The sequence below is a fragment of the Janthinobacterium salmonicoloratum genome, assembly GCF_051380845.1.
GTDB lineage: Bacteria > Pseudomonadota > Gammaproteobacteria > Burkholderiales > Burkholderiaceae_D > Janthinobacterium > Janthinobacterium lividum_F.
Map to the genome: position 1 here is coordinate 699,871 of NZ_JBNYXV010000001.1, position 13,428 is coordinate 713,298.

The 13,428-nt window shown below is 65.6% G+C and carries 7 protein-coding genes; 3 read left to right on the forward strand and 4 right to left on the reverse strand.

Annotated elements, in window-relative coordinates; genetic code table 11:
* Positions 1–2: 2 nt before the first annotated feature.
* The 4 genes from ACQ4WY_RS03245 to ACQ4WY_RS03260 all read right to left on the reverse strand — a co-directional run bounded on the left by ACQ4WY_RS03245 (position 3) and on the right by ACQ4WY_RS03260 (position 7,566).
* Positions 3–2,780: an ATP-binding protein gene (locus tag ACQ4WY_RS03245; protein WP_436502797.1), complete on the reverse strand. Its 2,778-nt coding sequence runs from the start codon at positions 2,778–2,780 to the stop codon at positions 3–5.
* Between the two features lie 51 nt (positions 2,781–2,831).
* A complete protein-coding gene (locus tag ACQ4WY_RS03250; RefSeq protein ID WP_436502798.1) occupies positions 2,832–3,884 on the reverse strand; it encodes a putative bifunctional diguanylate cyclase/phosphodiesterase in 1,053 nt (350 codons plus the stop codon).
* Positions 3,884–5,482: a methyl-accepting chemotaxis protein gene (locus tag ACQ4WY_RS03255; RefSeq protein WP_436502799.1), complete on the reverse strand. Its 1,599-nt coding sequence runs from the start codon at positions 5,480–5,482 to the stop codon at positions 3,884–3,886. The genes ACQ4WY_RS03250 and ACQ4WY_RS03255 overlap by 1 nt, the downstream gene beginning before the upstream one ends.
* A gap of 332 nt (positions 5,483–5,814) precedes the next feature.
* Positions 5,815–7,566 carry a methyl-accepting chemotaxis protein gene (locus ACQ4WY_RS03260; RefSeq protein WP_436502800.1) on the reverse strand — a complete coding sequence of 584 codons (1,752 nt, stop codon included), beginning with the start codon at positions 7,564–7,566 and terminating at the stop codon, positions 5,815–5,817.
* Positions 7,567–7,906: 340 nt separating this feature from the next.
* On the opposite strand from ACQ4WY_RS03260, the gene ACQ4WY_RS03265 reads away from it, so the two are divergent.
* From ACQ4WY_RS03265 to serB, 3 genes are all read left to right on the forward strand, one after another.
* Positions 7,907–8,842, forward strand: a complete 936-nt coding sequence (locus ACQ4WY_RS03265) for a 5'-nucleotidase (protein ID WP_436502801.1) — start codon at positions 7,907–7,909, stop codon at positions 8,840–8,842.
* Positions 8,843–9,060: 218 nt separating this feature from the next.
* Positions 9,061–12,504 carry a transcription-repair coupling factor gene (gene mfd / locus ACQ4WY_RS03270; protein ID WP_436502802.1) on the forward strand — a complete coding sequence of 1,148 codons (3,444 nt, stop codon included), beginning with the start codon at positions 9,061–9,063 and terminating at the stop codon, positions 12,502–12,504.
* Positions 12,505–12,535: 31 nt separating this feature from the next.
* On the forward strand, positions 12,536–13,402 hold the full coding sequence (gene serB, locus ACQ4WY_RS03275; RefSeq protein WP_436502803.1) for a phosphoserine phosphatase SerB: 867 nt from the start codon (positions 12,536–12,538) through the stop codon (positions 13,400–13,402).
* Positions 13,403–13,428: the final 26 nt, after the last annotated feature.

Below are 13,428 nucleotides of genomic sequence, written 5' to 3' on the forward strand. Positions count from 1 at the left end.
CATCAGGCCAGCTGCGCCAGCAAAGCCGCTGCCGCCATCACGTCCGTGGTCTCGCGCCCCTGCCGGTAGCCGGCATGGACAGGGGCCAGCACAGCATGCGCGGCAGCGCCGCGGCCTTGCGCCTGCAGCACGGCCGCCAGGCTGGTGGCGCAGCGCAGTTCCCAGCCCGGCGCCTGCTGGCCCCTGGCCAGCTGCAGCGCTTCCTCCAGTTGCACCCGCACCGCTTCCAGGCCGGCCGCATCGTCTGGCGCCAGCGCCCGCCAGCGGTGGTGTGCGTCGCGCCGCAGCACCTCCGGCGCGCTCCACGGCGCCAGGCCCATGCGCGCACGGCGCAGCGCCTGGCTATCGGCGGCCGCGTCGTGCAGGGTGGCCATCAAATCGACCTGTATCGGCCAGCTGCGCACCGAAGGCCAGGGGAACTCCTTCATCGCCTCGCCCCCATCGAGCAGGCGCTGGTAGGCGGCGCCCCAGGCGCTCCAGTACAGCAAGCCGTAGCGGGCGGCGTGCTCGCACAGCAGGCAAGTCCACGCATGCGCCAGCCCCCGCTGCCCGCACCACAGGGCGACGGGAATGGCATTGATGGCCAGCGCCACGCACAACGTGACGCCATTGTGCCCGAAGCCCACCGCCACCGCCTCACGCACCAGGGCCAGGGCGTCGTCGGGACGGCCCTGCATCCACAGGCAGCGCGCCAGCGTGCCGCGCAGGCAAACCTGGTGATCGGCCAGCAAGGCATTGTTGAAGCCGAGCCGCCCCGCGCCCTCGGGATGCGCGAGTACCATGCGCGCCAGCGCCGCGGACTGCGCGTAGCGTCCCTGCAAATACTCGCCCACGGAGCGCATGCGCGCCAGCACCAGCCGCATTGCCGTGTCGTCGCGCGTGTCGCACAGGACGGCAAGCTGGGTTACGTAACTGTCGGCGCGCTGGAAATCGGCCAGCTTCAGGCTGCAGATCCACATGCCGCAAATCGCCTCAAAGCGGCGCCTGCCATCGTCCGTGCGCATGGCCAGCGCATAGCCGCGCTGAAACGAACGCAGCATGGTGCCGGTGATGCCCTGCGTATGCAGCAGCAGGTGCGCCTGCGAGGCATGCAGCTGCATCTCGCTGTCGGCGTCGTCCAGCGCATGCGTGGCCATGCGCTCGAGCGCCCGCTCCACGCGCACGCGGTATTCATCCATCAGCGACAGCTGATAGAACAGGGTTTGCGCGGCCAGGGTCAGGGCCACGCCCAACGCCACGTCGGCCTCCTCACCGAAGGCCCAGTCGACGGCGGCCCGCAGGTCGTCGACATGGCGGCCGTAGCGCGCGCTCCAGTGGGCCGGCGGCATGCGCTCCCAGTCGGCGGCGATACGTGCGGCCAGGCCCAGGCAATGGTGCGCATGGCGCAGCAGCACGGCGCCCTCGCCCCCGCCCGCCGACAGCTGCGCGCCAGCATAGGCGCGCGTGGTGTCGAGCAGCCGGTAATACACGTGCTGGCAGCAAAACTCGATGCTGACGAGGGACTTCGCGGCCAGGTCGGCCAGCGTATCGAACACGTCGCATCCCGCCACGGCGCTGGCCGACTCCAGCCGAAAACGGCTCTTGAACACGCTCAGCGCCTGCAGCACCTGGCGCTCTTGCGGGTCGAGCAGGCCGTAGCTCCAGTCCAGCGTGGCGCGCAGGGTCTGGTGGCGCAAGGGCATGTTGCGCGCGCCGCGCGTGAGCAGGCGAAAGCGGTCGTCGAGCTGGCGGCGCAATTCGTGCAAGCCGAAATGGCCGATGCGCCCGGCCGCCAGTTCCAGCGCCAGCGGGATGCCGTCGAGCCGCCTGCAGATATCCACCACCACGGGCACATCGGCGTCGGCCAGCACGAAAGCGTCGTCGACGGCCGCGCAGCGTTCGCAAAACAGCTGCACCGCGGCGAAATGCCGGACCGCCGCCGCATCGGGCACGGCGTCGGCCGGCGGCAATTCCAGCGCGGGCAGGCGCTGCAACTGCTCGCTGGTGATGCGCAGCGGCTCGCGGCTGGTGGCCAGCACGTGCAGCAACGGCGCGCCCTTGAGCAAGGCGTCGGCCAGCATGGCGGCCGCGCCGATCACGTGCTCGCAGTTATCGAGCACGATCAGCATATGGCGCGGGCGCAGGTAGGCCAGCAGGATCGGCATGGCGTCGCCAGCCGGCACCGCCACCCCCAGCGCCGTGGCCAGCGCCAGCGGCACCAGGCGCCCCTCTTCCAGCGGCGACAGGTCGACGAAACACACGCCGTCGGCATAGCGGCGCAGCACGCGCGTGGCCAGGACGACGGCCAGCGTGGTCTTGCCGATGCCCCCCGGACCGGCAATGCACAGCAGGCGCAATTGCAGCAGCTGGTTGGCCATCGTTTGCAGCACCTCCGCGCGGCCCAGCATGCGCGTCAGCATGACGGGCAGGTTATGCCGCGGCTCGGCGCCCGCCGCACCGGACGTCAGCCGGCCCGTGTGCGCCAGCGGCGCCAGGAAGCCGTAACCGCGCCCGGGGATGGTGGTGATGTAGCGCTGGCCATCGCGGCCATCGCCGAGCGCCTTGCGCAGCGCCGCCAGGTGCACGCGCAAGGTCGCGTCATCGACCACGGCATTGGGCCAGACGATGGCCACCAGTTCATGCTTGTCGACGATGTCGCCGGCGCGCTCCAGCAGCGCCAGCAGCAAGTCCATGGCCCTGCTGCCCAGGCGCAGCGCGCGGTCGCCCTCGAACAGCAGGCGTTCTAGCGGCAAAAGGCGAAACGGGCCGAAGACATAGGCCGGGACGGGACTGTTTATCATTCTTGCGTGGGGGAGTAGGTGTTAAAGCACGCGGCTTGCAGTGGTCATATTCTACTGAGCATCCGCGCCAGGCCGCATGGCGCCATGTCGCGATACTGTTACAAGGCCGGCCGGCGCGCCAGCGGACAGCAGCGCGGCCACCTCGGCCGCGGGCGCCGGGCGGTGCAGATAGAAGCCCTGTACCTGCGGGCAGCCCAGCCGCCGCAGCTGCGCCAGCTGTTCCCCGTTTTCCACGCCCTCGGCCAGCACCTGCAAGCCCAGGCCCCGCGCCAGCGCGATGGTCGAGGCGACGATCACCGTATCACTGCCTGCGCTGCCGCCGCTGCCCACGTCGCGGATGAAGGAGCGGTCGATCTTGATGGTGTGAATCGGCAGCATCCTGACATGGCTGAGCCCCGCATGGCCGGTGCCGTAGTCGTCGAGCGAAATAACCAGCCCCAGCGCGCGCAGCCGGCGCAATCCCTGCGTCGCCTGCGCCATGTCGTCGATGCAGCAGCTTTCCGTCACTTCCAGTTCCAGCAGGCCAGGCGCGATGGCGTGGCGCTGCAGGCAGTGCTGCACGAAGTCGGGCAAGTGCGGCTGACATAGCTGGCGCGCCGAGACATTCACCGCGACCGGCACCAAAGGCAGTCCCGCCGCGCGCCACTGCGCCAGCTGGCGGCAGGCCGCATCGATGCCCCAGTTGCCCAGCGCGACGATGGCGTCGGTCTGCTCGGCCAGGCCGATGAATTCGTTCGGGTAGACCAGGCCATGGCGCGGATGGTCCCAGCGCAGCAGCGCTTCCAGGCCGACCAGGCGCAGCTGCGCCGTATCGAACTTGCCCTGGTAGTGAAAGCAGAATTCGCCGTCACCGATGGCGCTGTCCAGGCGCGCCCGCAACTGCTGGCTGCGTGCCGACGCCCTGGGCTTGCCGCCGCGCCCATCGCACACCTGGCGCCGCCTCCGCCACAGCATGGCGCAGCCCAGCGCCAGCGACATCAGTGCCGCCAGCACCACATGTCGCAGCCGCGCGCCGTCCAGCCAGATACCCAGCGGCAGGCAGGCGGTCAGCGCACCGCACAGCAGCGCGCGCGCGCCGTGCCCGAACCTTGCTAGGCGCGCCACTAGGCCAGCAGGCGCGGCACGGCCGGCGCGCTTCGGCGCGGCAAGCTGTGCGCAGGCCCCTGCTGCAGGCGAAACACGCTGACCACCTGCAGCAGGTTCGCCGCCTCGCTCTCCAGCGATTGCGAGGCGGCCGCCGCCTCTTCCACCAGGGCGGCATTCTGCTGCGTCACTTCGTCCATCTGCAGCACCGCCTGGCTGATCTGGCCGATACCCGTGCTTTGCTCGGCGCTGGCAGCCGTGATGTCGGCCACCATCTGGCTGACCCGGCCCACGGCCGCCACCACTTCCTGCATCGTGGCGCCAGCCTGCGCCACCAGCGCCGCGCCCGCATCGACCTGCTGCGTGGAGGTGGCGATCAGGGCGCGGATATCACGCGCCGCCGCCGCGCTGCGCTGCGCCAGGTTGCGTACTTCGGTCGCGACGACGGCAAAGCCACGCCCCTGTTCACCGGCGCGTGCCGCTTCCACGGCCGCATTCAGGGCCAGGATATTCGTCTGGAAAGCCAGCATGTCGATCACGCCGATGATGTCGGCAATCTGCGCCGACGACGCGCTGATGGCGTCCATCGTATGGATCACCTGTCCCACGGCTTGCCCGCCAGCGCCGGCAATGTTCGCCGCCTCGACGGCCAGGACGCTGGCATGGCGGGCATTGTCCGCGTTCTGCTGCACCGTCGAGCTGAGTTCCTCCATGGCCGACGCGGTCTGTTCGAGCGAGCTGGCCTGCTCCTCGGTGCGCGAGGACAGGTCGATATTGCCGGCCGCGATCTGCGACGAGGCCGTGGCGATGGTGTCGGTGCCGCCGCGTACCCGCTGCACAATCTCGAGCAGGTTGCCGTTCATGATGCACAGCGCGTCGAGCAACTTGCCCGTTTCATCGCCGCCGTGGCGGCCGAAGGTCGATGTCAGGTCGCCGGCAGCCACGGTCTGCGCCACGGTCAGGGCATGGCGCAGCGGATTGACGATGCTGCGCGTGACCAGCCAGGCGGTGACGAGCGAAAAGAGCACGGCCAGCGCGCTCAGCGCCAGCATCATGTTGCGCGCCGTGACGTATTCGTGGTGCACCTGGGCGCCCGCCTCCTCCATCAGCTCATGCTGATGCGTGATGAGGCTTTCCAGCGCCGCCATGTAGCGCAGCTGCTCGCCGCGCACCGTGCCGAGCAGCAAGCTGGTCGCTTCGTCGCGCGCCCCCTCTTCCAGCAGGGCCAGTACCTTGTCGCGCCCGCCGTTGAAGGCGGTGCGCGCCTGCGTCACGGCCGCCATCAACTGGCGGCCCTGCGGCGACAGCACCACCTTTTCCAGCTGCGCCAATCCCTTTTCCGTTTCGCCGCCCGCCCTGGCGATGGTGGCGCGTTCCTGCGCCAGCTGCTGCGGCTCACTCATCAGGAGCAAGTTGCGCGAAGAGCGCGCGATGATGTTGACATTCTTGATGATGTCGTTGGCCAGCACGGTTTTCGGATATTTGTCATCGATCACGTCGCGCATGCGCAGTTCCAGGCTGGACAGGCGCAGCATGCCCAGCGCGGCGGTCGCCAGCAGCAGCAAGGTCAACAATGCAAAGGCGCAGCGCAGGCGCGTGCCGATTTTCATATTTGCCATCTATTCGCATCCTTCAGTGTAGTGCATCGGTCATCGCGCCGGGCTTGCATGCAAGGCTGACGGCAATGGCTGCCGCCTGCCACGAATGGCTGGACGCAGCAGGCGGAAGGGTCAGCCGGGATGTGGCCGAGGCGGGAACAAGGGTGTTACGGCAGCCAGTGTGAGTTATCTCACAAGCAATGTCGCGTTAAGTTTTGCAAAGATTTGCTTAGATGGCAAAACAGCTATTTTTATAACGCTGTTTTTTTAGTAAGTAGTAACCGCAGTGCACGCATGTAAAAACGGCCGCGCAAGGCGGCCGTCCGGTAGCGCATGCTGGCGCCGTCAATCCGTCAGAACACTTCCCACTCGTCGTCGCGCGGCGCGCTGCGCTGCGGGGACGGCACGGCGTGCAGGGCCGGGCGGCCTGCGGTGGGACGCGGTGCCGGACGCTTCGGCGCCGCGCTGGCCGCTACGGCACGCCGGGCCACAGGCTTCGAGCGCGCGGCGGGCGCCTGTCCGCCATCGAGCTTGAAGACGCTGACCACCTCGGCCAAATGGCCCGATTGCTCCTGCAAGGATTCGGCTGCGGCGGCCGCCTCCTCCACCAAGGCCGCGTTTTGCTGCGTCACCTGGTCCATCTGGCCGATGGCCTGGTTGATCTGGTCGATGCCCGAGCTTTGCTCCTGCGTGGCCAGGCTGATTTCCGCCATGATGTCCGTCACGCGCTGCACGCTGGAGACGATTTCAGCCATCGTGCTGCCCGCCTCGGCCACCAGCTTGCTGCCCGCGTCGACCGCCACCACGGAGTCGCCGATCAGGGTCTTGATTTCTTTCGCTGCGCCAGCGGATCTTTGCGCCAGATTACGCACTTCCGTCGCCACCACGGCGAAGCCGCGCCCCTGCTCGCCCGCGCGCGCCGCTTCCACGGCGGCATTCAGGGCCAGGATATTCGTCTGGAAGGCGATGCCGTCGATGACGGAAATGATGTCGACGATCTTGCGCGACGAATCGTTGATGGCGTCCATGGTCTCGACCACCTTGCCCACCACGGCGCCGCCCTTCACCGCCACGCCCGAGGCGCTCAGCGCCAGCTGGTTGGCCTGCTGGGCATTGTCGGCGTTCTGCCGCACGGTCGACGTCAGCTCTTCCATCGACGATGCCGTCTCTTCCAGCGAACTGGCTTGTTCTTCCGTGCGCGAGGACAGGTCCAGATTGCCACTGGCAATTTCAGACGAGGCCGTGGCGATGGTCTCCGTGCCGCTGCGCACCTGGCCGACGATGTTGACCAGGCTGGAATTCATGTCTTTGAGCGCCTGCAGCAGCTGGCCCGTTTCTTCCGTCGTGTGCACCTCGATATGGCTCGTCAGGTCGCCCGAAGCCACCGTCTGCGCCACTTTCACGGCCAAGTTGATCGGCTGCGTGATGGCGCGCGTGATGTAGGCGGCACAGCCGATGCCCAGCGCGGAGGCCAGCAGGCCAAGGATGACCATCAGGCTTTCCGAGCGGATCACGGCCGCGCTGCCGTCCTTGACGCTGGCGTCGGCCACGCCGTTATTGAGCTTGATGATCTCGTTGAGCGTGCCTTCGGCCTTGCCGAACAGCGCGCGCGAATCCAGGTACTGCTGATAGAACGTCACGAACAGGGTCTTTTGCTGTTGCTCGTCGCGGTTGTCGGCCAGCTGGCGCAAGATGGCGCGCACCTTGTCGTCGTCCGCCTTCCAGGCCGTCCACTCGCCCTGGAAACGCTGCCACAGCACGGCTTCCTCGGGGGTTTGCGGCAGCGGCTCGTACAGCTTGCGGCCCGCCTCGATATTGTTCCAGGCCTTGGTGCGCAGCTGCAGCGCTTCCGCGAACTTGTCCTGTGCCTGGTAATTGTTTTCATAGATGGCGGCCGTCAGGGTGGCCGCGGCGACAGCCGTCTGGCCTTCGCTGATCATCATCAAGCCCTGGATCGACGGCAGGCGCACCACGCCGATTTCATTGACGGCGCGGCCCACGGTGGCAATGCCCGTGTAACCGCAGATGCCCACCACCAGCAAGGCTGCCATCATCACGGCGACGAGCGTCGCCAACTTCCATTTGATCAGTAAATTCTTAAACATGGCTAGGTCCTTTATAAAGTCACGACGGCTGCTGGCGAGGTTGAGGCTGGCATGTTCGAGTAAAACAGCTGACATTTGTATAAAGGTGGCGGGGGTGGGGCGTACGCTTCGTTACAATTGGCGAGATTTTATAAGTGGAAGCATAGAGGAAAAATATGTTTCTGACTGATACATACTTGATACAAAACAATATTTATTTCTTTACTGTGGTGCGTATTGCACAGAGGTCAGAAAAATTGGCCTGGCGCCCTGCTTTGGTGCGAAAAATCCCCGTGCGCCACTATTGGCTGCGCACTTAATAGTCGTATAAGATGAGCAACACGCACACCACAGGCACAGCATGGCTTATCCAATCGAACACAAACTGGTGATCGGGGTCGCTTCCAGCGCCCTGTTCGACCTGGCCGAATCGCACCAGGTCTACCTCGACAACGGCCCCGAGGAATACCGCAAGTACCAGGAAACGCATATCGACACGGTCTTGCCGCGCGGCGTGGCCTTTCCCTTCATCCGCCGCTTCCTGAACATCAACAAGCACTATCCGCGCCAGTCGCCCGTGGAAGTGGTGCTGTTTTCGCGCAATTCGCCGGAAACGGGCTTGCGCGTGATGCACAGCATCGCCCACTACGGCCTGGATATCTCGCGCGCCGCCTTCATGACGGGCAAGTCGCCCTACCCCTACCTGCCCGCCTTCAACGCCTCGCTCTTCCTCAGCGCGAATGAAGATGACGTGCGCAGCGCGCTGGCCTGCAACTATCCGGCCGGCCTGGTGCTGCCGTCGCGCACGGAAGACGACGAGAACGACGAAGAGCTGCGCGTGGCCTTCGATTTCGACGGCGTGATCGCCGACGACGAAGCGGAAACCGTGTTCAAGCGCAACAATGACGTCGATGAATTCCACGCCCATGAAACCCTGAACGTGGGCACGCCGCACCGCCCCGGGCCGCTGGCCGACCTGTTCCAGAAGCTGGCCACCATGCAGCGCCTGGAAGAAAAAGCGCAGCGGCGCGATCCCGGCTACAAGAAGATCCTGCGCATCGCCATCATCACGGCGCGCAACGCGCCTTCGCACGAAAGAGTCGTGACGACCCTGAAAAGCTGGGGCGTGGCGGCCGACGAGACGTTTTTCCTGGGCGGCATGGACAAATCGCGCGTGCTGGCCGTGTTCAAGCCGCATATCTTCTTCGACGACCAGCTGAGCCACCTGAAATCGGCGGGCGGCACCATCCCCATGGTGCATGTCCCCTTCGGTATCGCGAATGTGCGTGCAGGATAAAACCTGCTGCACGTCGTGCTTTGCGGCCTGCGATGCTCACCGTACTAAAGTACGGTTGCGCTTCTTAGCCACAAATCACTGCCGCTCGCGACGGTTTTCTCAAGCGCGGAGATAAGGGCGATGGTCTATAATCTCGCCTGTCAGCGCCGTCACTGGCGGCGCTGCGCGCACCACAGCTGTCCCACTCAACTGCCTCTGCCACTAGTGTCATCGCCTGCATGTCCTTAGACTTAAAAAAAGCCCTCCCCAAGCCCGGCAACCGCTATGCGCTGCCCGCCCTGTATGGTTCATCCGACGCCTATGCCCTGGCGCTGGCCGCGCTGGAATTGAAAGCGCGGGGCCAGATGCTGGCCGTGGTGGTGGCGCAGGCCAGCGACGGCCAGCGCCTGCTCGATGAAATCCCCTGGTTTGGCGGCAAGGAACTGCGCTGCCATCTGCTGCCGGATTGGGAAACCCTGCCCTACGACGCCTTTTCGCCGCACCAGGACCTGGTCTCCGAGCGCCTGGCCACCCTGCACGAAATCCAGACGCGCCAGTGCGACGTCCTGATCGTGCCGGCCACCACAGCGCTCGTGCGCCTGGCGCCACCGTCCTTTTTGGCCGCCTACACCTTCTTCTTCAAGAAGGGCGAAAAGCTCGACGAAGCGCGATTGAAGTCGCAGCTGACCCTGGCCGGCTACAGCCATGTCTCGCAAGTGATGTCGCCCGGCGAATACTCGGTGCGCGGCGGCCTGCTCGACCTGTTCCCCATGGGCTCCGCCCTGCCTTACCGGCTCGACCTGTTCGGCGACACCATCGAAACCATCCGCACCTTCGACGCCGACACCCAGCGCTCGCTGTATCCGGTGCACGAGGTGCGCTTGCTGCCGGGCCGCGAATTTCCCATGGACGAAGCGGCCCGCACCACCTTCCGCAACCGCTGGCGCGAACAGTTCGAAGGCGACCCATCGCGCTCGGTCGTCTACAAGGACATCAGCAGCGGCATCGCCTCGGCCGGTATCGAATACTATCTGCCCCTGTTCTTCGAGCAGACGGCCACCATGTTCGACTATCTGCCGGAAGACGCCTCGCTGGCCCTGGTGGGCGAGATCGACGCGGCCATCGGGCGCTTCTGGACCGACACGCAATCGCGCTACCGCTTTTTGAAGGCGGACCGCGAGCGGCCGATCCTGCCGCCCGAAGCGCTGTTCCTGACCGACGAGCAGTTCTTCGGCCTGGCCAAACCGTATCCGCGCCTGGCGATAGCCAAATCGAACGATGCGCTGGCGTCCGAACTGTCGGCGCCCGTGCCGAACATCGCCGTCAACCGCCGCGCCGACGATCCGCTGGCCAACCTGCGCAGCTACCTGCTGCAATCTGGCCGCCGCGTGATGATCTGCGCCGAATCGAACGGCCGCCGCGAAACCTTGCAGCAGTACTTCACCGAATACGATCTGCACCTGACGCCGGTGGAAGGCAGCGACGGCTTCCTGCAGTCCGACGCCAAGCTGATGCTGGGCGTGGCGCCGCTGCACGCGGGTTTCGAGCTGTTCACGCCGGATGGCAACCTGGCCTTCATCACGGAAACCGAGCTGTATGCCGGTTCCGGCCGCCGGGTCGGCACAAAAAAACAGGAAGGCGTGACGCAGGTCGAGTCGATGGTGCGCGACCTGTCGGAGCTGAAAATCGGCGACCCCGTGGTGCACATCAACCACGGCATCGGGCGCTACATGGGCCTGACCAGCATGGACCTGGGCGAAGGCGAGACGGAGTTTTTGCACCTCGAATACGCCAAGGACACCAAGCTGTACGTGCCCGTGTCGCAGTTGCACGTCATTTCCCGCTATTCGGGCGCGTCGCCGGAAGACGCGCCGCTGCACTCGCTCGGTTCGGGCCAGTGGGAAAAAGCGAAGAAGCGCGCTGCCGAACAGGTGCGCGACACGGCCGCAGAGCTGCTCAACCTGTACGCGCGCCGCGCGCTGCGCCAGGGCCACTCCTTCGAATTCTCCGCGCACGACTACCAGCGTTTCGCCGACAGCTTCGGCTTCGACGAGACGCCGGACCAGGCCGAGGCCATCCACAATGTCATCAAGGACATGACTTCGGGCAAGCCGATGGACCGCCTCGTCTGCGGCGACGTCGGCTTCGGCAAGACGGAAGTGGCGCTGCGCGCGGCGTTTATCGCCGTGATGGGCGGCAAGCAGGTGGCCATCCTGGCGCCTACCACCCTGCTGGCGGAACAGCATGCGCAAACCTTCGCCGACCGCTTCGCCGACTGGCCCGTGCGCATCGCGGAATTGTCCCGTTTCCGCAGCGGCAAGGAGATCACGCAGGCGTTCAAGGGCATGGCCGACGGCACCATCGACATCGTCATCGGCACGCATAAACTGCTGTCGGACGACGTCAAATTTACCCGCCTGGGCCTGGTCATCATCGACGAGGAACACAGGTTCGGCGTGCGCCAGAAGGAAGCGTTGAAGGCCCTGCGTGCGGAAGTGGACGTGCTGACCCTGACGGCCACGCCGATCCCGCGCACCTTGGGCATGGCGCTGGAAGGCTTGCGCGACTTTTCCATCATCGCCACGGCGCCGCAAAAGCGCCTGGCCATCAAGACGTTCGTGCGCAGCGAGGGTGAAGCCATCATCCGCGAGGCATGCTTGCGCGAACTCAAACGCGGCGGCCAGATCTACTTCCTGCACAATGAGGTGGAAACCATCCAGAACCGCCTGGCCATGCTGACGGAATTGCTGCCTGAGGCGCGCATCGCCGTGGCGCACGGCCAGATGCATGAGCGCGACCTGGAAAAAGTCATGCGCGACTTCGTCGCCCAGCGTTTCAATATCCTGCTGTGCACGACGATCATTGAAACCGGCATCGACGTGCCGACGGCGAACACCATCATCATGCACCGCGCCGACAAGTTCGGCCTGGCACAGCTGCACCAGCTGCGCGGCCGCGTGGGACGCTCGCATCACCAGGCCTACGCCTACCTGCTGGTGCACGACGTGCAGGGCCTTACGAAACTGGCGCAGCGCCGCCTGGACGCCATCCAGCAGATGGAAGAACTGGGCAGCGGCTTTTACCTGGCCATGCACGACCTGGAAATCCGCGGCGCCGGCGAGGTGCTGGGCGAGAGCCAGTCGGGCGAGATGACGGAAATCGGCTTCCAGCTGTATTCGGACATGCTCAATGAAGCCGTGCGCTCGCTGAAAGCCGGCAAGGAGCCGGACCTGGCCGCGCCGCTGGCGTCGACGACGGAAATCAACCTGCACGTGCCTGCCCTGCTGCCGGCGGATTTTTGCGGCGACGTGCACGAGCGCCTGTCGATCTACAAGCGCCTGGCCAACTGCGCCACGCAGGACAAGATCGACGATATCCAGGAGGAGCTGATCGACCGCTTCGGCAAGCTGCCCGACGCCGTCAAGGCCCTGGTCGAGACGCACCGCTTGCGCATCGCGGCGAAAACCGTGGGCATCGTCAAGATCGACGTGCATGGCGAGGCGGCCACCCTGCAATTCATGGCCAAGCCGCCCATCGACCCGATGCGCATCATCGACTTGATCCAGAAGAACCGCCATATCAAGCTGCATGGCCAGGACAAGCTGAAAATCACGGCCGCCATGCCGGACCTGGCCGCGCGCGTGACGCAGATCAAGACCACCATCAAGCAATTGACGGTGTAGACCATTTCGATACTCTATGCAGGACTGCCCCATGACCAATACCAAGACCATCACCATGAATCTGATCCTGCAGGGCCTGGACGGCGATAGCGCCCGCCTCGAACGCATCGCCGCGCTGGCCGCGCCCGCGGCCATCACGCGGCTGGGACCGAACGCCGTGCGCTGCGAACAGATCGCCTATTCGCCCGCGCTGCGCCCCACCATCGAAGTGGCGGCCCAGGCGGCCCAGCTGGACGCCACCTACATGATGGGCCAGCGCGAACTGAGTGAATTCAAGCTGGTGGCGATGGACATGGATTCGACCCTGATCACCATCGAGTGCATCGATGAAATCGCCGACATGCAGGGCTTGAAACCGCAAGTGGCGGCCATCACGGAAGCGGCCATGCGCGGCGAACTCGATTTTGCCGCCAGTCTGAAGCAGCGCGTGGCCCTGCTCGAAGGCCTCGATGCATCGGCCCTGCAGCGCGTCTACGACGAGCGCCTGAAACTGTCGCCGGGTGCGGAAGCCATGCTGGCGGCCGTGCAGAAGGCCGGCCTGAAAACCCTGCTGGTCTCGGGTGGCTTTACCTTCTTCACCGAGCGTCTGAAGGCGCGTCTGGGCCTCGATTACACGCATGCGAACGAACTGGAAATCGTCGACGGCAAGCTGACGGGCAAAGTCATTGGCGGCATCGTCGACGCCGAGGAAAAGCAGCGCACGGTGGAGCGCGTCTGCGCGGAGCTGGGCATTGCGCCATCGCAGGCCATCGTCATGGGCGACGGCGCCAACGACTTGAAAATGATGGGCATCGCCGGCCTGTCCGTGGCCTTCCGCGCCAAGCCCGTGGTGCGCTCGCAAGCCGACGTGGCGCTGAACTTTGTGGGACTCGACGGCTTGCTGAACGTCCTGAGCTGACCTGGCGGCGCTTGGCGGTGCGCGCA

Excerpts from the sequence above, each read along its gene's own strand:
- ACQ4WY_RS03260 (WP_436502800.1), bottom strand. The coding sequence starts at position 7,566 with ATGTTTAAGAATTTACTGATCAAATGGAAGTTGGCGACGCTCGTCGCC.
- mfd (WP_436502802.1), top strand. The coding sequence starts at position 9,061 with ATGTCCTTAGACTTAAAAAAAGCCCTCCCCAAGCCCGGCAACCGCTAT.
- serB (WP_436502803.1), top strand. The coding sequence starts at position 12,536 with ATGACCAATACCAAGACCATCACCATGAATCTGATCCTGCAGGGCCTG.
- ACQ4WY_RS03265 (WP_436502801.1), top strand. The coding sequence starts at position 7,907 with ATGGCTTATCCAATCGAACACAAACTGGTGATCGGGGTCGCTTCCAGC.
- ACQ4WY_RS03245 (WP_436502797.1), bottom strand. The coding sequence starts at position 2,780 with ATGATAAACAGTCCCGTCCCGGCCTATGTCTTCGGCCCGTTTCGCCTT.
- ACQ4WY_RS03255 (WP_436502799.1), bottom strand. The coding sequence starts at position 5,482 with ATGGCAAATATGAAAATCGGCACGCGCCTGCGCTGCGCCTTTGCATTG.